The 19833-nt window shown below is 68.7% G+C and carries 15 protein-coding genes and 2 pseudogenes; 16 read left to right on the top strand and 1 reads right to left on the bottom strand.

Annotation, left to right across the window (positions count from 1 at the left end):
* Window positions 1–166 precede the first annotated feature (166 nt).
* The 13 genes and pseudogenes from ACVBEQ_RS13985 to ACVBEQ_RS13925 form a co-directional block, all read left to right on the top strand.
* Window positions 167–2005 (top strand): annotated as a pseudogene (locus ACVBEQ_RS13985) (C40 family peptidase); the annotation flags it as partial.
* Between the two features lie 410 nt (window positions 2006–2415).
* Window positions 2416–2790 (top strand): annotated as a pseudogene (locus ACVBEQ_RS13980) (hypothetical protein); the annotation flags it as partial.
* 495 nt (window positions 2791–3285) lie between these two features.
* The gene (locus ACVBEQ_RS13975) at window positions 3286–4395 is read left to right on the top strand and encodes a DUF4349 domain-containing protein (protein WP_447153909.1); all 1110 of its coding nucleotides are present in this window, start codon (window positions 3286–3288) and stop codon (window positions 4393–4395) included.
* Between the two features lie 96 nt (window positions 4396–4491).
* Window positions 4492–5235 (top strand): phosphoglyceromutase, encoded by a 744-nt coding sequence (locus ACVBEQ_RS13970; protein ID WP_447153908.1) that lies wholly within the window; start codon window positions 4492–4494, stop codon window positions 5233–5235.
* Between the two features lie 151 nt (window positions 5236–5386).
* Window positions 5387–6601, top strand: a complete 1215-nt coding sequence (locus tag ACVBEQ_RS13965) for a sensor histidine kinase (protein WP_447153907.1) — start codon at window positions 5387–5389, stop codon at window positions 6599–6601.
* Window positions 6598–7278 carry a response regulator transcription factor gene (locus ACVBEQ_RS13960; protein ID WP_447153906.1) on the top strand — a complete coding sequence of 227 codons (681 nt, stop codon included), beginning with the start codon at window positions 6598–6600 and terminating at the stop codon, window positions 7276–7278. The genes ACVBEQ_RS13965 and ACVBEQ_RS13960 overlap by 4 nt, the downstream gene beginning before the upstream one ends.
* Window positions 7279–7468: 190 nt before the next feature.
* The gene (locus ACVBEQ_RS13955) at window positions 7469–8233 is read left to right on the top strand and encodes a sugar phosphate isomerase/epimerase family protein (protein ID WP_447153948.1); all 765 of its coding nucleotides are present in this window, start codon (window positions 7469–7471) and stop codon (window positions 8231–8233) included.
* Window positions 8234–8485: 252 nt separating this feature from the next.
* The gene (locus ACVBEQ_RS13950; RefSeq protein ID WP_447153905.1) at window positions 8486–8815 is read left to right on the top strand and encodes a histone-like nucleoid-structuring protein Lsr2; all 330 of its coding nucleotides are present in this window, start codon (window positions 8486–8488) and stop codon (window positions 8813–8815) included.
* Window positions 8816–8915: 100 nt separating this feature from the next.
* Window positions 8916–10682, top strand: coding sequence for a glycoside hydrolase family 13 protein (locus ACVBEQ_RS13945; protein WP_447153904.1), 1767 nt, complete (start codon window positions 8916–8918; stop codon window positions 10680–10682).
* Entirely contained in the window at window positions 10679–12109 is a 1431-nt protein-coding gene (cysS, locus tag ACVBEQ_RS13940; RefSeq protein WP_447153903.1) for a cysteine--tRNA ligase, read from the top strand. The genes ACVBEQ_RS13945 and cysS overlap by 4 nt, the downstream gene beginning before the upstream one ends.
* A 95-nt stretch (window positions 12110–12204) precedes the next feature.
* Window positions 12205–13185, top strand: coding sequence for a 23S rRNA (guanosine(2251)-2'-O)-methyltransferase RlmB (gene rlmB / locus ACVBEQ_RS13935; RefSeq protein ID WP_447153902.1), 981 nt, complete (start codon window positions 12205–12207; stop codon window positions 13183–13185).
* 70 nt (window positions 13186–13255) lie between these two features.
* Entirely contained in the window at window positions 13256–14221 is a 966-nt protein-coding gene (locus ACVBEQ_RS13930; RefSeq protein WP_447153901.1) for a metal ABC transporter ATP-binding protein, read from the top strand.
* A 17-nt stretch (window positions 14222–14238) separates the two neighbouring features.
* A complete protein-coding gene (locus ACVBEQ_RS13925; protein WP_447153947.1) occupies window positions 14239–15096 on the top strand; it encodes a metal ABC transporter permease in 858 nt (285 codons plus the stop codon).
* A 378-nt stretch (window positions 15097–15474) separates the two neighbouring features.
* Here the strand turns inward: ACVBEQ_RS13925 and ACVBEQ_RS13920 are convergent, their stop codons facing one another.
* On the bottom strand, window positions 15475–16638 hold the full coding sequence (locus tag ACVBEQ_RS13920; protein WP_447153900.1) for an ABC transporter ATP-binding protein: 1164 nt from the start codon (window positions 16636–16638) through the stop codon (window positions 15475–15477).
* A 248-nt stretch (window positions 16639–16886) separates the two neighbouring features.
* Between ACVBEQ_RS13920 and ACVBEQ_RS13915 the strand changes: the two genes are divergently transcribed.
* From ACVBEQ_RS13915 to ACVBEQ_RS13905, 3 genes are all read left to right on the top strand, one after another.
* Complete coding sequence (locus tag ACVBEQ_RS13915; RefSeq protein ID WP_447153899.1) at window positions 16887–17963, top strand: LacI family DNA-binding transcriptional regulator; 1077 nt, start codon at window positions 16887–16889, stop codon at window positions 17961–17963.
* 131 nt (window positions 17964–18094) lie between these two features.
* A complete protein-coding gene (locus ACVBEQ_RS13910) occupies window positions 18095–18448 on the top strand; it encodes a YciI family protein (protein ID WP_447153898.1) in 354 nt (117 codons plus the stop codon).
* Window positions 18373–19791: an RNA polymerase sigma factor gene (locus tag ACVBEQ_RS13905; protein ID WP_447153897.1), complete on the top strand. Its 1419-nt coding sequence runs from the start codon at window positions 18373–18375 to the stop codon at window positions 19789–19791. Before ACVBEQ_RS13910 ends, ACVBEQ_RS13905 begins: the two co-directional genes overlap by 76 nt.
* Window positions 19792–19833 lie beyond the last annotated feature (42 nt).

Raw genomic sequence — 19833 nt, 5'->3', positions numbered from 1 at the left:
GTCGGTGCTGACGTCTAGTATCGTCGGACCGGCAGAGCTGGTTGAGGCGGCCGGCTTCAACAGTGGGGGATTGTCCGTGGGCGGGCCGCAATCACGAGCACGAAGAGTGCTGGTGCGCGCCGCAAAGCTGCTCACGATCACCGTGTCCGCGGCCGTCGTCACCACCATGGCCGTCGCGACCGGTGCGGCCGCCGATCCACCTTCCGTCGCGGCACCAGCAAGTGCCACCGCACCGACCACGCCCCCGGTGTGCCTTCCGGGGCAGGAGCCGACGACGCAATCGGGCTCGGGAACCCCGGCCCCGCTCGGCAACCTTGAGGGTCTGCCTGCGGATCTCAAGGACGGCGGAACCTTCGGCGGCGTCACCCTCGACGGCGGCCAGACCGAGATGGCGGCCGTCATCGTCGCGGTCGGCAAACAGATGGGCATCACCCGGCGCGGTATCGAGATCGGCCTCTCGGTCGCCACCGAGCAGTCCAGCCTGCGGCCGGAGGCGCTCAACAAGGACTGGCTGGGTCTGTTCCAGCAGAACCCCGTCACCTATACGCAGTACCGCCGGACCGAACCGGGCGGCGCCTCGTGGATGTTCTACGACCAGCTGCTGAAGCTGGTCCCGGAGTACGACACCGACCCGCGGGCGAACTACGAGATCGGCGACGTAGTCCAGAAGACCACGACAGGTGAGCGGTTCGCCCGGTACCAGGACATGGCCACCGACCTCGCCGACCGGCTGATGGACCCGGTCGTGCTGCAGCAGGACGACGTCACCTGTACGCCTGCGCCCGCCACCGCAGCGGCGACCGGATCGGCCTTCGACGCCGGCAACATCGTCTCCGATTCGGTGTTCTACAACTCGGCCGCGATGACGGTCGATCAGATCCGGATCTTCCTGCGGGCCGAGGGCGAGGGTTGCACCGGTCCCTACTGCCTCAAGAACCTGGAGGTCAGCACCCCCGACCTGCCTGCCGACCGCTATTGCGCGGCCTACCCGGGCGGGCTCAACGAGGACGCGGCGACCGTCATCGCCAAGGTGTCCGTGGCCTGCCGGATCAACCCGCAGGTCATGCTGGTGACGCTGCAGAAGGAGTCGGCCCTGCTCAACAGGACCGATCCCAGCGCCTCGACCTACAACGCGGCGTGGGGGTGGCACTGCCCCGATACCGGGCCTGGCGGATCCGCGAACTGCGACCCGGCCTACGCGGGCTTCTTCAACCAGGGCTACGGCATGGCCAAGCAGTGGGCCCGCTACCGGCTCGATCCGGAGAAGTACAACTACCGCGCCGGGCAGACGGTCAACATCATGTGGAACGTCGCCGAGACCGGCTGCGGTTCGGCCCCGGTGAGCATCAAGAACACCGCGACGGCCTCGCTGTACAACTACACGCCGTACCAGCCCAACGCCGCCGCACTCGCCGCCTACCCCGGCGTCGGGGACCGCTGCTCCGCCTACGGCAACCGGAACTTCTTCTACCTGTTCCGCAAGTACTTCGGATCCACCGGCGGCGGCGCGTCGACCACCACCTCGTCGTCCGTGCTCGCGGCCGGCAAGACCGTCACGATCCCGAAGAGCCCGTACGTCTCCGCCGCGCTCGCCGGCCAGAAGATCACCGCGCCGAATGCGGCGGTGGCAGCAGGTCTGGCCGCCGGCTTCAGTGCGCTGGGCCTGCCGTACGTCTGGGGCGGCGGCGGTTCCGGCGCCGGACCCAACAACGGCTGCTCCCGTGGCGGCGGCGATTACAACAGCTGCGGCACCGAGGTCGGGTTCGACTGCTCCGGCCTGACGGCGTACGTACTGGGCATGGCGGGCTACCGCACCCCTGGCGACTCCGGGTCGCAGCGGGGTTCGGGTACGTCGATCAGCTGGGCGCAGGCGCTGCCCGGCGACATCGTCGGCTTCCCCGGCCACGTCGCGATCTACCTCGGCACCTTCGGCGGCCGGCCGTACATCCTCGAGGCGTCCTGGGTCGGCACCCCGATCCACATCGTTCCGCTCACCCGGACCGACTTCGACGACCGGGTTCACCGCTACTGGACCGGCCCCGCCGTGAGTGCGCCGAAGGTCGCCGACTTCAGCTCCATCGTGACGGGCGGCTCGGGTCTCCCGCTGGTGTCCTACGACGGCACCGGTTCGGACTTCACCGATTCGTCGAGCAGCGTCACGATCGGCGAGCGCACCTACGAGGCGACCATCCCGCGCATCCGGCCCCGCCCGTGGCCCGCCCCCGTGGTGACCCGTCCGGCCGTCGTGCCTCCCGCTCCGTCGACGGCCGCACCTGCGCCGCCGACGACCAGGCCCGCGACGCCGGTTAATCCGACCACCAAGCCGGTGACGCCGGCCAAGCCGACGACCAAGCCGGCACCGCCGACCTCCAAGCCACCGACCTCCAAGCCACCGACCTCCAAGCCGCCGACCTCCAAGCCGCCGACCTCCAAGCCACCGACCTCCAAGCCACCGACCTCCAAGCCACCGACCTCCAAGCCACCGACCTCTCGGCCGCCGACGTCCACCTCCACGTCGAGGCCGACGCCGACCACTCCGCCCAAGACCACGACGGCTGTGCCGACCTCACCGACAACGACCACCCCGGTGACCACGACCACCCCGGTGACCACGACCACCTCGACGACCACGACCACCTCGACGACCACGGCGACTTCGCCGACCACGGCGACCTCGACAACCAGCAGCGCTACGCCCACGACGGACACTTCGTTGACCGACTCGTCCGGCACCGGGTCGTCGAGCACCGACTCCTCCAAGACGGGGACCTCCGGCACCGGATTCGGTAGCACGTCGTCATCGACAAGCGCTTCGATCACGGCGTTGTCGGTCACCGGGTCGGTGATCACCGGGTTGTCGATCTCCGGGCTGACGATCACCGCGTCCGGCACCGACCCGTCGCCGACAGCGACTGCTGCCGAGACGACGTCAGCGATCCCTTCAGCAGCCTCGACGTCGACCGTTCCGGCGCCGACTGTGTCGACGACCACGACTTCGCCGACGGGCACGACGACGCCGACTCCGTGAGCCGGCCACTCCGCGTCGGCTGAACCGTTCCGCTGCATTTCCGCTCGTGCGTGCGTCCGTCCCAAGGCATCGGTTCATTCGCCGCCCGTTGATACACGGCTTGTCGCCCACACCGGCCCGTCGCCCACACCGGCCCGTCGCCCACACCGGGCCGGTTGCGCAATCGTGACCTCGCCGCGTGCATCCGCTGAGCGTCCCGCTGCCGTCATGCCCATCAGACGGTGCGGACGCACCGCGGATCCGGCAGGGAGCAGACCATGAGCGCATCGCTGGTTCGTCGAACGTCACGGTGCATCGTCGCGGTGCTGGCCGGCGGTGTGCTGCTGGCCGGCTGCACGGCGGGGACCGGCACGGCGAGCAGTGAGAACGCCGCGCAGGTAACTGTCGCCGCTGCGGCCGAGGCGCCGGCGGGCCGCGACGCAGCCGAATTCGGGGTCGGGTCCGCAGATGCCGCCGGGCAACTCTCGGCGCCGGATGGCGCACCAGCGCCCGCGGCCGACGCTCCGCAGGAGGCCGCCGATCTACCCGCGATGGCTGCTGCCGACGGCAAGGTGATCCGGACTGCCGACCTCGCCGTTCGGCTCGAGGTCGGGCCCGTCCCGACGACCGGCAACGGGACGGCCGACCGGGATGCCGCCGCCGCTGCCCGTGCTGCCGCGGCATCCGAAGCCGCCGGCTCGGCGCGTCAGATCGCCACTGCCGCAGGCGGTTTCCAGGCTTCCGCGGAGGGTGGCGGCTCACAGTTCACCATCAGCCTGCGGGTGCCGACCGCTCAGTACGACTCTGTCCTGGGCAAGCTGTCCGGCCTCGGCGAGGTGACCCGGCGAACCGAGAGTAGCGAGGACGTCACCGGTCGATCGGCCGATGTGGACAGCAGGGTGAAGAGCATGACGGCCAGCGTCGCAAGGGTGCGGGCGCTGCTGTCGGAGGCGACGAGCATCGGCGACGTCATCTCGATCGAGGCGGAACTCGCGGCGCGGGAGGCGGACCTGGAGTCGCTCCAGCAGCAGAAGGCGGCGCTCGACGGGCAGGTCGCCCTCTCCACCATCGGGCTCAGCCTGACCGCGGTTTCGGCCGACGACGCACCGCCCCCGGCCACCGCGGACAGCGGCTTCGTCGCCGGCATCAAGGCGGGCTGGTCGTCGCTGCTCGAGTTCCTCTCGTGGAGCGGCGGTGTGGTCGGTGCCCTGCTGCCCTTCCTGCCGATCGTCGTCGCCGTCGGTGCGCTGCTCTGGTGGTGCTCCCGGCGACTGGCCCGGCGTCGCTCGGCGGCGCGCCGGATGATCCGGGACCGGGAGACCGGAGTTGAGGCGCCCGACACGGCTCCCACGGCGGAGCCCGAACCGGTCGGCGCCGGTCAGCGCTGATCCGGACTTCCTGCCGCGCAGGGTGAGCCCGAACGACGCCTCCGCGACGTCGGCCCCCGACAGGTGATCGCCGACGGACTACGGAACAATGCCGACATGACCACGACCTTGATCCTGTTGCGCCACGGCGAGAGCACCTGGAACGCGTTGAACCAGTTCACCGGCTGGGTTGACGTGCCGCTGTCGGAGAAGGGCACCGCGGAGGCCATCCGTGGCGGTTCCCTGCTCACCGATGCAGGTGTGCTGCCGGACGTCCTGCACACGTCCCTGCTGCGTCGGGCGATCACCACGGCCAACCTGGCGTTGGATGCGGCCGATCGGCACTGGATCCCGGTCCGCCGCTCGTGGCGGCTGAACGAACGGCACTACGGCGACCTGCAGGGCAAGAACAAGAAGCAGACGCTCGAGCAGTACGGCGAGGAGCAGTTCATGCTGTGGCGCCGCTCCTACGACACGCCACCGCCGCCGATCAGCGACACCAACGAGTACTCGCAGGCGGACGACCCGCGGTACGCCGATCTGGGCGACGCGAACCCGAAAACCGAGTGCCTGGCCGACGTCGTCGCGCGGATGGAGTCCTACCTGTACGGGCCGATCTTCGACGATCTGAAGGACGGCAAGACGGTCCTGGTCACCGCGCACGGCAACTCGCTGCGGGCGGTGGTCAAGATGCTCGACGGGATCAGCGACGAGGCGATCGCAAAGGTGAACCTGCCGACCGGCATCCCGCTGCGGTACGACCTGGATGACGACTTCAAGCCGGTGAACGCGGGCGGCACCTACCTCGACCCGGACGCGGCCGCCGCCGCCATCACAGCCGTGGCGAACCAGGGCAGGTAGCGAACCAGCAGGTAGCGGACGGGGCAGGTCCCTGCCTGCAGGTGGCCGCCGGGTGAACGTTGGATGAACACCCCGGCGGCCCGCTGCGCTTTCCGCACTACGGACGGCGGAGCGTTCCCGGCCGTGCTCGTCACGGACCTACCATCACGGTGTGTCGAGTCTCGGGTACGTTGCCGCCTTCCTGGGTGGCGCAGTACTCGGCTGGCTCGTGTACTACCTGGTGGACCGCCGCGAGATCCCCTACGCGCTTGCGTCGCCGGTGGCGGCCGAACCGCTCGAGGCTGAGGTGCTGCGGTACTCCAGCACCGGCTACCTGGTGATGGATCCGGCGGGCCGGCCGTTGCTCTACAACCATCGGGCCGGCGCCCTGGGTGTCCTCCACGCCGGCATCGTCGACGGGAGGATCCTCGCCGCGGCCGCCCGTTGTGCGGTCTCCGGAGAGCGCATCGAGGTCGAGGTCGAACAGGTCAGCAGCAGCGCGTCGCTGACCGCGCCGCGCACGACGCCGAGCGTCGTCGCGGTGGTCCAGCTGATCGGCGCGGATCGCATCCTGGTCTCGGCCACCGACGAATCCGCCGCCCAGCGGATGGAGGCGGCGCGGCGGGATTTCGTCGCCAACGTCTCCCATGAACTGAAGACACCGGTGGCCGCCATGGGCCTGCTGGCCGAGGCGACGGTCGACGCCGCCGACGATCCCGCGCAGGTCCGCCGGTTCGCCGGAAAGCTGCAGGCCGAATCGGTGCGGCTCGGCGCCCTGGTCGGTGAACTCATCGCGCTGTCCCGCCTGCAGGGCGCCGACCCGCTGCCCGATCTCGCTGTCGTCGAGGTCGACGCCGTCGTCGACGAGACGATTGCCCGGGTGGCCACCGCGGCCGAAGGCGCCGGGATCCGGGTGATCAGCGACAACCGCTCCGGCCTGCTCGTGCGTGGCGACCGCGCTCTGCTGGTGACCGCCTTGACGAATCTCGTCGACAACGCGATCAGCTACTCGGCGGCCGGCACCCAGGTTTCCATCAGCCGGGGTGTGGCCGACGGTTTCGTTCAGATCGCTGTCACCGACAGGGGTGTCGGGATCGCACCGGAGTACGCCGAGCGGGTCTTCGAACGGTTTTTCCGCATCGACCCCGCCCGCTCCCGGGCCACCGGCGGCACCGGGCTCGGGCTGGCGATCGTCAAGCACGTCGCGGCCAATCACGGGGGCTCGGCGACCGTCTGGAGCAGGCCGGGCACCGGCTCGACCTTCACCCTGCGGCTCCCGGCGCTCGAGGCGCCCACCGGCAACCAGGCGGTCGCAGCCGCGTCGGCCACCCCGACTCACACCGCACCCCCCAACGCACCCGAAGCAGCCTCAAGAGGAGTTTCGTGACCAAGGTTCTGATCGTCGAGGACGAGGAGTCGATGGCCGATCCGCTGGCCTTCCTGCTCCGCCGAGAGGGTTTCAGCACGGAGATCGCCACCAACGGCCCGGACGCCCTGGTCGCCTACGACCGCAACGGGGCCGACATCGTGCTGCTGGACGTGATGCTGCCCGGGATGAGCGGTACCGAGGTCTGCAAGCAGCTCCGGGTCCGCGGGGCGGTCCCGGTGATCATGCTGACCGCCCGCGACAGCGAGATCGACAAGGTGGTCGGACTCGAACTCGGTGCCGACGACTACATCACCAAGCCGTATTCGACGCGGGAGCTGATCGCCAGGATCCGCGCGGTGTTGCGTCGCGGTACAGACGCGGAAGAGGCGTCGTCGCCGATCCTGCAGGCCGGCCCGGTCCGGATGGACACCGACCGGCATGTGGTCAGCGTGCACGGCGTTCAGGCGTCCCTGCCGCTCAAGGAATTCGATCTGCTGGAATACCTGATCCGCAATGCGGGTCGGGTGCTCACCAGAGGACAGCTGATCGACCGGGTATGGGGATCGGATTACGTCGGTGACACGAAGACACTGGACGTCCACGTCAAGCGGCTCAGAGCCAAGATAGAGCCCGATCCGGCAGCCCCGCGCTACCTGATCACGGTTCGCGGCCTCGGGTACAAACTGGAAGCCTGAGCGCCCGCAGGTAGCGTTGGCTCCTCGGGTCCGTCGAATTCGGCGGAGAGCGAGCGCGAGAGGCAGGACCGTGAGCGGATACGCCGACGACGCCGAATTGGGCGTCCCGCCGACGACCGCTGCAGGGATCGGTGCTGCGCCGCGCACCGGAAGTAACCCGGTCATCAGAATTCCGCCGGTCAAGGTCGGAATGTCGACCGCGGCGGTTTATCCGGAGGGTACGGCCGAGGCCTTCGCGCTCGCCGCGGAGCTCGGTTACGACGGCGTCGAGGTGATGGTGCAGACCGAGGCGCTCAGCCAGGACGCCGACCAACTCGCCGGTCTGATCGACGAGTTCGGAATTCCGGTGCTCTCGGTGCATTCGCCCTGTCTCCTGGTCACCGCACGGGTGTGGTCCACCGACCCATTGGTGAAACTCGCCCGCTCGGTCGACATGGCCGAACGGCTCGGCGCCGACACCGTCGTCGTGCATCCACCATTTGTGTGGCAACGAGCGGCCGCAGCCATCTTCGCTCCGTCAATTGCCGAACTCCAGGCACGCACTTCCGTGCGGATCGCGGTGGAGAACATGTTCCCGGTCAAGGTCCGCGGCGCGATCGTGAATAGCTACCGTCCGCACTGGAATCCGGTGTCCGCCGGCCACCGCTGGTACACGCTCGACCTTTCGCATACCGCCACCTCCGGGACGGACGCCCTCGAACTGGCCGCGATGATGGGTGACCGGCTGGGGCATCTTCATCTGGCCGATGGATCCGGCTCGGCCAGGGACGAACACCTGGTCCCGGGACGGGGCGGGCAACCATGCGGTGAAATTCTGGAAATGCTGGCGCACAACGACTTTGGCGGTTCCGTGGTTGTCGAGATTTCCACCCGGGGAGTTGATCGGAGCCAGCGGGAGGACGACCTGGCGCAGGCGCTCTCCTTTGCGCGCTTACACCTGGCCGCCGCTGTCTGACCCGCGGCGGGTAATTGCACAAACAAGTTCGGCTATTGTTGGTTCAATCAGGTTCTCTTCCTCAGATGAGGGGTTACCCTGGTAGCGCGCCGGAGTTCCAGCGCGAGCCGGTCGATCGGGAGACGTAGCTGACACCCACCCCAGCCAGGAGTCCTGCACTGCAGGGCTTCCGCTGCGGGGTGCCGGTCGAGGTGATGTCATCGATGCGCCGGTATGCACATAATGCGTCGCACACCAGAAAGGCACAGCGAGATGGCACAGCAGACCACAGTTACCCTGACCGATGATCTGGACGGGGGCAAGGCCGCGGAAACCGTCTCCTTCGGGCTCGACGGCCGCATCTATGAGATCGATCTGAGCAAGAAGAACGCGGCCGCCCTGCGTAAGGCCCTCGGTGAATACACGGCGTCGGCGCGTCGTGTGCGGTCTGGTCGCCCCGTCGTCAAGGCTTCCCGCGCCGCGTCCGAGCGGGTCGACGCCAAAGCGATCCGGGAATGGGCTCAGGAACAGGGTTACAAGGTTTCCGCCCGCGGCCGCGTTCCGTCCGACATCGTCGAGCGTTTCCAGGAAGCGAACGGCTGATCGAGCGCACGGCCGGTGGATTGCCGGCCACCTGTGCCATTTGTCCGTTTGAGAGAGAGCAATTCAGATCGTGAACAGCGCTGACTCCAGCACGGCCCCGGTGTCCACCGATAGCGCGTCTCCGCACGGCGCCGCCGACGAACCGTGGTGGAAGCAGGCAGTGGTTTATCAGATCTACCCGCGCAGTTTCGCGGATTCCGACGGCGACGGGATCGGCGATCTGCGGGGGATCATCGGGAGGCTGGACTACCTCGCCGAGCTCGGGGTCGACGTCCTGTGGCTCTCGCCGGTCTACCCCTCGCCGCAGGACGACAACGGCTACGACATCAGTGACTACACCGACATCGAGCCCACCTTCGGCACTCTCGATGACTTCGATGCCCTCATTGAGGGCGTCCATCAGCGCGGTATGAAGCTCGTCATGGACATGGTGGTCAATCACACGTCCGACGAGCACCCGTGGTTCGTGGAATCGAGGTCGGGTATCGACAACCCGAAAAGGGATTGGTATTGGTGGCGACCGGCACGTCCGGGAATGGAGCCGGGTGCGCCGGGGGCGGAACCGACGAACTGGGCGTCGTTCTTCAGCGGTTCAGCCTGGGAATACGACGAAGCGACCGGTGAATATTACCTGCACCTGTTCTCCCGGAAACAACCGGACCTGAACTGGGAGCATCCGGCTGTCCGTTCCGCGGTGTACGAGATGATGCGGTGGTGGCTCGACAAAGGCGTCGACGGCTTCCGCATGGACGTCATCAACATGATCTCGAAGGACACCTCGCTCCCTGACGGTTCGACTTTGCACGGTGGCGTCCACGGGGACGGGTCCGCGCATTTCCTGAGCGGGCCGCGTATTCACGAATTCCTGCAGGAAATGAATGCGGAGGTCTTCGCCGGCAGTCCGAAGGTTCTGTTGACGGTCGGTGAGATGCCAGGAGTCACGGTCGAGGACGCTGCTCTGTTCACCGATCCTGCTCGGCGGGAGGTGAACATGGTGTTCCAGTTCGAGCACGTTTCGCTGGATTTCGGCCCCGGCGGCAAGTGGGACGTCCGCCCGCTGCAGCTCCTCGACCTGAAAGCCAGCCTCGGCAGGTGGCAGGCCGGGCTGGCCGAGAGCGGGTGGAACAGTCTGTACTGGGACAACCATGACCAGCCGCGGGCGGTTTCCCGATTCGGCGACGACGGTGAATTCCGCGTGCAGTCTGCGAAGATGCTCGCGTCCGTGTTGCATCTGCACCGCGGAACCTCGTACGTGTATCAGGGTGAAGAGCTCGGCATGACGAATGTGCCGTTCGGTGGACCGGATGAATTCCGGGACATCGAATCGGTGAATCATTACGCCGCGGCGATCGCGGCAGGCGACGATCCCGAACATGTGCTCGCTTCGCTGCGCGTTCGCAGCAGGGACAATGCGCGAACCCCGATGCATTGGGACGGAAGTCCGTCGGCGGGATTCACCACCGGCGAGCCATGGATCGCCGTCAATCCCAATTACCCGGAGATCAACGCCGCCGGGCAGCTTGGCGATCCTGACTCTGTGCTCGCGCATTTCAAGGCGGTCATCGCGTTGCGCCATTCCGATCCCGTGGTCGCGCACGGAAATTTCGAGATGCTGCTTCCCGAGGACCCCCAGGTCTACGCGTTCACCCGTAGCTGGCAAGGCAGCACGCTGCTGGTGCTGGGCAACTTCTCCGGCTCTACCGCCAGGGCCGCCGTGCCGGACGAAGCCGGCTGGGCGGCTGCGGAGCTGGTGCTGGCGAACTACCCGGCAGAGTCCGGCGACACGATCGTGCTCCGCCCATGGGAGAGCCGCATCTATCGTCAGCGCGGGAGTGACGAGGCCGTGCCCCGTACCATCGTCGGGTGAGCCTGCAGCTGTACGACACCGCCACCAGATCCGTTCGGCCATTCGAGCCGCTGCGTCCCGGTGTGGTTTCGCTGTACAACTGCGGCGCAACGGTGCAGTGGCATCCCCACATCGGGCACCTTCGTGGAGCCGGCGTGGTGTACGACGTCTTGCGTCGCTGGCTCGAGTTCAGCGGCTTCGAGGTGCTGCACGTGCGGAACGTCACGGACATCGACGACAAGATCCTCGCGAAGGCGACCGAAGCGGGCCGCCCGTGGTGGGAATGGGCGGCGACGCACGAGCGGAGTTTCGACGATGCCTACGACACGCTCGGTTGTCTTCGCCCGGCGATCGAGCCGCGCGCGACGGGTCACATTCCGCAGATCATCGAGATGATCACCGAGCTCATCGACAAAGGACACGCGTACGCGGCGAAAGGCGACGTCTATTTCGCGGTTCGCACACAGTCGGATTACGGGTTCCTGTCGGGTCAGCGGATCGACGAGATGGTGCAGGGCGAGACCGAGGCGGCCGGCAAGCGTGATTCCGCCGATTTCACCCTCTGGAAGGCGGCGAAGCCCGGCGAGCCGTTCTGGTCGTCACCATGGGGCCCCGGCCGTCCCGGCTGGCACATCGAGTGCTCGGCGATGGCCCGGACGTATCTCGGGCCGGTGTTCGACATCCACGGTGGCGGGCTCGATCTGGTGTTCCCGCACCACGAGAACGAGGCGGCCCAATCGCACGGAATCGGTGACGGATTCGCCCGCTACTGGATGCATTCGCATTGGGTCACCATGCAGGGCGAGAAGATGTCGAAGTCGCTGGGCAATATCCTGTCGGTCCCTGCCATCACCGAGCACACCCGTCCGATTGCGCTGCGCTATTACCTGATCAGCGTGCACTATCGCTCGTCCATCGAGTACTCGCGTGAATCCCTGGACAATGCGGCGAAGGCCTTCGATCGGATCGAGGCATTTCTGTACCGGGTGGCGGACCAGGACCGATCCGGATCCGGTGCGGAAGTGCCGCTCGGCGAGGTGCCGGCGGCGTTTCGCGACGCGATGGACGACGACCTCGGAGTGCCGCGCGCGCTCGCCGTCGTGCACGACCAGGTGCGCGCGGGCAATGCGGCGCTGGCCGCCGGAAACGCCGAGCTCGCTGCCGGGATCGGCTCGTCGGTGCGGGCGATGATGGCTGTCCTGGGGCTCGATCCGTGGTCCGCGCCGTGGGTCGGTGCAGCCGCATCCACCGGCGGTCAGGATCGCCGGCTGATGGAGGCCACCGGGAAGCTGATCGGCGAATTGCTGACCGAGCGTGCCGCCGCCCGTGCCGAGCGGGATTTCGCCAGGGCGGACGCCATTCGGGTGCGGCTCGCGGAAGCCGGATTCGCCATCGAGGACACCAGGGACGGACCGATCTGGTCGGTGGCGCCGCCGGCGGAGAAATGATCCGCGCCGGTGGCTGAGCCCGCGGGGTTCGGTCGACCGAATTGGCCGCATTCCGGTGCGCGAATGATGGTGTTGAGTTTTCAAGTGGAGGCGTCATGGCAGGCAATTCCCAGCGGCGGGGCGCAATGCGCAAGCCGGGTACGAAGAAGGGTGCCGTCGTCGGCTCGGGCGGTCAGTCCCGCCGGGCGGTGCAGGGCAGGGGCCCGACCCCACCCGCTGAGATCCGCAAGGGGCATCCGGCTGCACGGCGGGCCGCGGCCGCCGCGAAACGCGACGGCCGCGATGGACCGACCCGCAAGCCGCCCGCCCGCGGCAAGGGTGAGTTGCCGGAGACGGTGGTCGGGCGAAACCCGGTGGTGGAAGCCCTGCGCGCGGGGGTCCCGGCCACCGCGCTGTACGTCGCGACGGGGCTTGCCGCCGATGAACGGGTCAACGAGGCCATCGCCGGCGCGGGCGACCGCGGTATCGCGCTGCTCGAGGTGGCCCGCCCGGAGCTGGACCGGCTCACCGGCAACGCCATTCACCAGGGTCTCGCGTTGGTCGTTCCGCCGTACCAGTACGCGCACCCGTCCGACCTGCTCGCCAGGGCCAAGGACTCGGGTCGCCCCCCGTTGATCGTGGCGGTGGACGGCGTCACCGATCCGCGGAATCTTGGTGCCATCGTGCGGTCGGCCGCGGCCTTCGGGGCGCACGGCGTTGTCGTGCCCGAGCGGCGCAGTGCGGGTATGACGGCCTCTGCCTGGCGCACGTCGGCGGGTACGGCCGCTCGTATCCGGGTGGCCCGCTGCACGAACCTGGTGCGGACGCTCAAGGACTACGCCGAGCAGGGCCTGATGATCGCCGGGCTGGACGCCGACGGGACCACCGACACCGACACCTTCGAGCTGGCCACGTCGCCGCTCGTCATCGTCGTCGGGTCGGAGGGCCGCGGCCTGGCAAGGCTGACCCGGACGGTCTGCGACGTCACGGTGTCCATCCCGATGGCACGGTCGGTCGAATCGCTGAACGCTTCGGTGGCCGCCGGAGTGGTGCTCGCGGAGGTGGCCAGGCGCAGGCGCGTGGCGGCCAGCGGCTGACTTTCAACCGGCAACTGGGCTAGCATGATGAGAGCGATTCTCACTTCAGCGTCCAGGAGCCGTGCCCGTCATGAGCCGCCGTGCCACCCTCCCCGAGGCCGGGAACCCGCCCGGCGGCGGAGTCGTGCCCGCGGTGCGAGCTGCTCCGCTCACTGATCTGCGCATCCGGCCCGCTGCCGTGCGGACCAGGGACGCGTGCCTCGCCTACGGCGACAGGGTGCTGTGGGACGGGCTGGACCTGGACATCGCCCAGGGCGAGTTCGTCGCCATCCTCGGGTCGAACGGATCAGGGAAGACCAGTCTCCTCAAGGTGCTCCTCGGTGAGCAGCACCTGACCCGCGGCCAGGCATGGATCGCGGGTGAGCCGGTGCGGCGTGGCTCCACGGCCGTCGGCTACGTCCCGCAACGGGTGGCGATCGACGAGGGAACGATGATCCGGGCGCGGGATCTCGTCCGGATGGGTCTGGACGGGCACCGTTGGGGTCTTCCGATCGGCCGGGCGGCGTCCCGTCACGCCGTGCGGTCACGGATCGATGTTCTCCTCGCCTCCGTCGACGCCGCCGACTTGGCGGACGCTCCGGTCTCCATGCTCTCCGGCGGTGAGCTGCAGCGCGTCCGGGTCGCCTCGGCGCTGGCGTCCGACCCCTCGATCCTGCTGTGCGACGAGCCGCTCGCCGCGCTGGACCTGCGCCACCAACAGGAGGTCGCCGCACTGCTCGACCGGCGGCGCCGCGACCACGGCACCGCGGTGCTGTTCGTCACGCACGACATCAATGCCGTCCTCGACTACGTCGACAAGGTGCTCTACCTGGCGGGTGGCAAGTTCCGGTTGGGGACGCCCGACGAGGTGCTCACCTCCGCGGGCCTGACGGAGCTCTACGGAGCACCCGTGGAGGTGGTCAGGGCGCAGGGCCGGGTGATCGTGGTGGCGTCCAACGACCCGAGCACCGGCTACCACCTGGCCGAGAACGACCACAGCGGCGGGGATCACGGCGAGAGCGACCGCACCGGCCGATTCGGGAAGGTCCGGCCGTGACGGACCTCTGGGACAAGATGTTCAACTTCGCCAACTACGGCGAGCTGCTGGCGCTGTTTCACAATTCGATCATCGCCGGGGCGCTGCTGGGGGTGATCGGGGGGCTGATCGGCGTCTTCGTGATGATGCGCGATCTCACCTTCGCGGTGCACGGCATCAGCGAGTTGTCCTTCGCCGGAGCGTCTTTCGCGCTGCTGGTCGGGTTCAACGTCGTCATCGGGTCCATCTTCGGGTCGCTGATCGCGGCCCTGCTGATCGGGGTACTCGGGGTCCGGGCCCGTGAACGGTCGTCCATCATCGGGGTCCTCATGCCGTTCGGCCTCGGCCTCGGCGTGCTGTTCCTCGCGCTCTACCCCGGGCGGACGGCGAACAAGTTCGGCGGCCTGATCGGGCAGATCGTCGCGGTCGACGACCCGCAGCTGCTGTGGATGCTCAGCGTGAGTGTCGTCGTCACCGTCGCGCTGGCGATCCTCTGGCGCCCCCTGATGTTCGCCACCGTCGACCCTGAGATCGCCGCCGCCAGGGGAGTCCCGGTCCGCGCGCTGTCGCCGATCTTCATGATCATCCTGGGCTTGACGGTGGCCATGGCGGTGCAGGTGGTCGGAGCGCTGCTGGTGCTTGCACTGCTGGTGACGCCCGCCGCCGCGGCGATGCGGGTGACGGCGTCAGCCCTGTGGGTGCCAGTGCTGTCGGTGCTGTTCGCCACCGTGTCGGTCGTCGGCGGGATCATGATTGCGCTGGGCGGGAGCCTGCCGATCAGCCCGTACGTCACCACCATCTCGTTCCTGATCTACGTGGTGTGCCGGATCGTCGGCGCCCGCCGGCTGCGCCGCGGTTGGGCGCCCAGGCCGGTACGGGAGCCCGTCGCGGTCTGAGCGGGCTTCCGATCTCTCGGGGCGCTTCCGGTGGGCAGCGGGCGCCCCACCCGACCCGGTACCGCCCCGGCCCAGCAGCATTCGCGCGCCGCGCCACCCTCCCTCGGCGCCACCCGGTCGAGTGTCGTTTCTGCAGGGAGATCGGGCCTTCGGACCCTGCTGGTGTGGCAGTGGACGCCCGGGGGAGCCGGAAAACGCACGGCGGAGCTGGAAACGGCCGCGCACGCCTGAAAAACAGCAGCGGGCGGGACACAACACGGGGAGCCTGGAACCAGCCGCGGGGGACCCGGGAAAACCGCCCTGACCCGAAAACAGCCGCAGGGGCGACCCGGGCATCCGGGCCGCCCCTGCGGCGGACTACTTCAGCAGAAGTGCAGGTCAGTCCTTCACGTACGCCGAGCTGCCGGCGGCCGGGATGTCGTGCGAGACGACCGGCGACGAGTCCGCGACGACGGCCGACGAGGACCGGAACCGCTGACCGGTGTTCGGGTCGAACACGTGCATGTGGTCGCTGTCGGTCACGGTGGCGCGAACGGTGGAGCCGTTCTGCGGGTGCACCCGGGCGTCGGTCCGGATGACCATCCGGCCGCCTTCCGGGGTGTGGCCGTGCACGAAGGAGTCCGCGCCGAGCTCCTCGACGAGATCGATGGTGACCGGCAGGCCCTCACCGCTCAGCGTCAGGTTCTCCGGACGCACACCGAAGACGACCTCCTTGAGGTTCTTCTCCGAGGCTTCCGCCATCAGCTCACGGGGCAGCGGCACGACGGTCTCGCCCAGCTTGGCGCCATCGGCGACCAGCGGCAGCGTCAGCAGGTTCATCGACGGCGAGCCCATGAAACCGGCGACGAAGACGTTGTTGGGCTTGTCGTACAGGGTCCGCGGGGTGTCGCACTGCTGCAGGATGCCGTCCTTGAGCACCGCGACGCGGTGACCCATCGTCATGGCCTCGACCTGGTCGTGGGTGACGTAGACGGTGGTGGTCCCGAGCCGGGCCTGCAGTTCGGCGATGTTCGCGCGGGTTTCCACCCGGAGCTTGGCGTCGAGGTTCGACAGCGGCTCGTCCATCAGGAAGACGGAGGGCTCGCGGACGATGGCCCGGCCCATGGCGACGCGCTGCCGCTGGCCACCGGAGAGCGCCTTCGGCTTACGGTCGAGGTACTTCTCCAGGTCGAGCAGGCCGGCCGCCTCGCGCACCTTGGTGGCGATCTCGGCCTTGTTGACGCCGCGTAGCTTGAGCGCGAAGCCCATGTTCTCGGCGACCGTCATGTGCGGGTACAGCGCGTAGGACTGGAAGACCATCGCGATGTCGCGGTTCTTCGGCGGCACGTGGGTGACGTCGCGGCCGCCGATGATGATGCGGCCCTCGTTGATGTCCTCGAGGCCGGCGAGCATCCGGAGTGCGGTGGACTTACCGGAACCGGAGGGGCCGACGAGGACAAGGAACTCGCCGTCGGGGATGTCCAGGTTCAAGCTGTCGACCGCGCGAACGGGCGGGTCGCCCGCGTAGATCCGTGAGGCGTCCTCGTACTTGACGTCAGCCATTGTCACGTCCTTCCGTTGGCCGCCGTTGCGGGGCCAGAGGTGGGCGGGCCCGCGTCGTCGCAGGGCTCGTCAGCCGGTGTCGGCGTTGTGTGCGTCTCGACGATAGAACACCTCGCCGTCGATGGGAAGGGCTCGGGAAAACGTTTACCACGCCTGTCCGCACTGTCCGTTTTGCGAAACACGCCTCCATCGGCCGGTGAGCACGCCCCTTGAAGAGCGGATGAACTCCGAGCGGATACCGTGTGTCCGTGGAACGATCATCCCGCTCGCGGCCGCCGGCAACATTGGCGTCCTTGGCCGCTGAGCTGGGCATCTCCAGGACCACGGTTTCCAACGCGTACAACCGGCCGGACCAGCTGTCCCCGCAGCTCCGGGCCAGGGTCATGGAGGCCGCTCGGCAGATGGGTTATCCGGGGCCGGACCCGGTCGCGCGCTCGCTGCGGACCCGCAAGGCCGGCGCGGTCGGGCTGTTGCTCACCGAGCAGGTCTCGTACGCCTTCCGCGATCCGGGGGCGGTCGCCTTCCTCGAGGGTTTGACGCTGGAGTGCGACGAGGCCCGGGTCGGACTGCTGCTCGTTCCCGCACGCCCGGATGCCGAGGATGTGCTCGGTGTGGCCGGTGCCGCGGTGGACGGATTCATCGTCTACTCCATGCCTGATGACGATCCCCACCTCGCCGCTGCGCTGGCCCGGCCGGTGCCGTCCGTCATCTGCGATCAACCCGGCATCCCCGGCGCCGACCTCGTCGGGATCGACGATGCGGCAGCGATCCGGGGGGTGGCAGACCACCTCATCGCCCTCGGGCACCGCCGGATCGGCGTCATCACGATGCGCCTCGGCCGCGCCAAACTCGACGGTCCGGTCTCCATCGAGCGGCAGCAGGCGGCTCACTACCACGTGCAGCGCAACCGCCTTTCGGGTCTGAACGATGCGTTCTCCTCGGCCGGCGTTGCGTGGGATCGCATACCGGTGGTGGAGCGGTTCGAACACTCCGTCGAGGCCGGCGCATCGGCGGCCGCCGAGGTGCTCTCGCTGGATCCCGGCATCACCGCGTTGATCGCCACCAGCGACGTCCTCGCACTGGGGGCTATCGAGGAACTCACCAGGCGCCGGCAACGGGTGCCGGAGGACGTGTCGGTCACCGGGTTCGACGGGATCCGCAGCGCCATCGACGCTCAGTTGACGACCGTCGTCCAGCCCGTCGTGGACAAGGGCCGGCAGGCCGGCCGGATGCTGCTCAACCCGGAACGCAAGACGCAGGGCCGGCGCATCATGCTTGGCACGACCTTCCTGCCGGGCCGGACCACCGCCCCGCCCCGCATCTGACCCAGGACCGTCGTCCGTCCAGCGAATTCCCGCGTCCGCGCGACCGAGCGTGTCGAATCTGTCGTACCGCTTCGTATAGAGGGTGAGCGCGGGGTGTCCGATCCCGCACCCACGCACGGGAGAGGAAAGCCATGAAGCAGTACCTGCTCAGCGTCCAGCAACCTGACGGAGATCCGCCGCCGCCCGAGGTGATGGGGCCGATGATGCGTGATCTGGAAGAGCTCAACAACGACATCCGGGCCGCCGGTGGCTGGGTCTTCGCCGGAGGCCTGCATCCAGTGGGTAGTGCCACGGTCGTGCGCTCCCGCAACGGCGAGGTCGTGCTGACCGACGGCCCGTACACCGAGGGCAAGGAACACGTCGGCGGCATCTCGATCGTCGAGGCGCCGGATCTCGATACGGTGCTCGGATGGGCCGCCAGGATGGCTGCGGTGACGACGCTGCCGATCGAGGTCCGGCCGTTCCAGGGCGGCGAGCACCCCTGAGCCAGAACCATGCGGCGGCATCGGGTCCGGCGATCGAACGGCTGTTCCGGGCCGAGAACGGGCGTGCCGTCGCGGTTCTCGTGCGGGTGCTCGGCGACATCGATCTCGCGGAGGAGGCCGTGCAGGATGCCTTCGCCGCAGCGGTGCAGCGCTGGCCGGTCACCGGGCTGCCTGCGAGCCCGGTGGGCTGGATCATCACCACGGCGCGGAACCGGGCGATCGACAGACTCCGCCGTGAGTCGATCCGCGACGTCCGGCAGGTCGAAGCCGTCCGGCTGCTCGGCCTCGACGGGGGCACAGCCGGGAGCCCTGCCGATGGCATGGCAGGGAGCGGGACCGCCGACCGGCGCGCTGACCTGATCGACGCCGGGCAGCCCGCGGAGGCCGGAACGGAGGATGTCGTGCCCGACGACCGGCTCCGGCTCATCTTCACCTGCTGCCACCCGGCGCTCGCCGTCGACGCACGCGTTGCGCTCACGCTCAAGCTGCTCGGCGGACTGTCGACGGCGGAGATCGCCGCGGCGTTCCTGGTGCCGGAGGCCACCATGGCGCAGCGGTTGGTGCGGGCGAAGGCGAAGATCCGGGACGCCGGGATCCCGTATCGGATACCGGCCGAGGCGGAGTTGCCCGATCGTCTTCCGGCGGTGCTGGCCGTGGTGTACCTGATCTTCAACGAGGGCTACGCCGCGAGTTCGGGTGATCGTTTGGTGCGTGACGACCTCTGCGCGGAGGCGATCCGGCTGGGCCGGCTGCTCACCGACCTGATGCCGGACGAGCCGGAGGTGCTCGGACTGCTGGCCCTAATGCTGCTGATCGACGCGCGACGAACCGCACGGGTCACCGCCGGCGGCGATCTGGTGGTGCTCGCCCAGCAGGACCGCGGCAGTTGGGACGCCGGTGCGATCGCCGAGGGCCAGCACCTTGTCCGGCGGTGCCTGCGCCGTAACCGGCCCGGTCCCTACCAGATCCAGGCAGCGATCAACGCGGTGCACAGCGACGCGCCTTCGGCCGAAACCACCGACTGGGCGCAGATTCTCGCCCTGTACGACCAGCTGACGGCAGTGGCGCCCAGCGAGCTGGTGGCGTTGCACCGTGCGGTCGCGGTGGCCGAGGTGAGCGGCCCTGAGGCGGCGCTGGCCGTTGTCGACGGGCTCGACGTCGAGGCGACGCGGCTCGATCGCCAGCACCTGTATCACGCCATCCGTGCGGACCTGTTGAGGCGATGTCATCGTGACGGCGAGGCGGTCGACGCGTACGACGCTGCCATCGCCCTGGCCGGCAACGGCGCGGAGCGAGCGTTTCTCGAGCGGGCCCGTGCGGGCGCGCTCGATGGTCGGCGGTGACGCCAATCGCCGGACGCCGGTGGTCCCCGATTCGCCGATGAT

The sequence above is a fragment of the Nakamurella sp. GG22 genome (assembly GCF_052976845.2).
The sequence above is the reverse complement of the archived record's forward strand: the minus strand, read 5'-3'. Positions and strand labels throughout refer to the sequence as shown.

Bases quoted from the DNA above. Each gene is read 5' to 3' on its own strand.
- ACVBEQ_RS13920 (WP_447153900.1), bottom strand. From the start codon at position 16,638: ATGGCTGACGTCAAGTACGAGGACGCCTCACGGATCTACGCGGGCGAC.
- ACVBEQ_RS13910 (WP_447153898.1), top strand. From the start codon at position 18,095: ATGAAGCAGTACCTGCTCAGCGTCCAGCAACCTGACGGAGATCCGCCG.
- ACVBEQ_RS13930 (WP_447153901.1), top strand. From the start codon at position 13,256: ATGAGCCGCCGTGCCACCCTCCCCGAGGCCGGGAACCCGCCCGGCGGC.
- ACVBEQ_RS13950 (WP_447153905.1), top strand. From the start codon at position 8,486: ATGGCACAGCAGACCACAGTTACCCTGACCGATGATCTGGACGGGGGC.
- ACVBEQ_RS13925 (WP_447153947.1), top strand. From the start codon at position 14,239: ATGTTCAACTTCGCCAACTACGGCGAGCTGCTGGCGCTGTTTCACAAT.
- ACVBEQ_RS13955 (WP_447153948.1), top strand. From the start codon at position 7,469: ATGTCGACCGCGGCGGTTTATCCGGAGGGTACGGCCGAGGCCTTCGCG.
- ACVBEQ_RS13970 (WP_447153908.1), top strand. From the start codon at position 4,492: ATGACCACGACCTTGATCCTGTTGCGCCACGGCGAGAGCACCTGGAAC.
- ACVBEQ_RS13975 (WP_447153909.1), top strand. From the start codon at position 3,286: ATGAGCGCATCGCTGGTTCGTCGAACGTCACGGTGCATCGTCGCGGTG.
- ACVBEQ_RS13905 (WP_447153897.1), top strand. From the start codon at position 18,373: ATGGGCCGCCAGGATGGCTGCGGTGACGACGCTGCCGATCGAGGTCCG.
- rlmB (WP_447153902.1), top strand. From the start codon at position 12,205: ATGGCAGGCAATTCCCAGCGGCGGGGCGCAATGCGCAAGCCGGGTACG.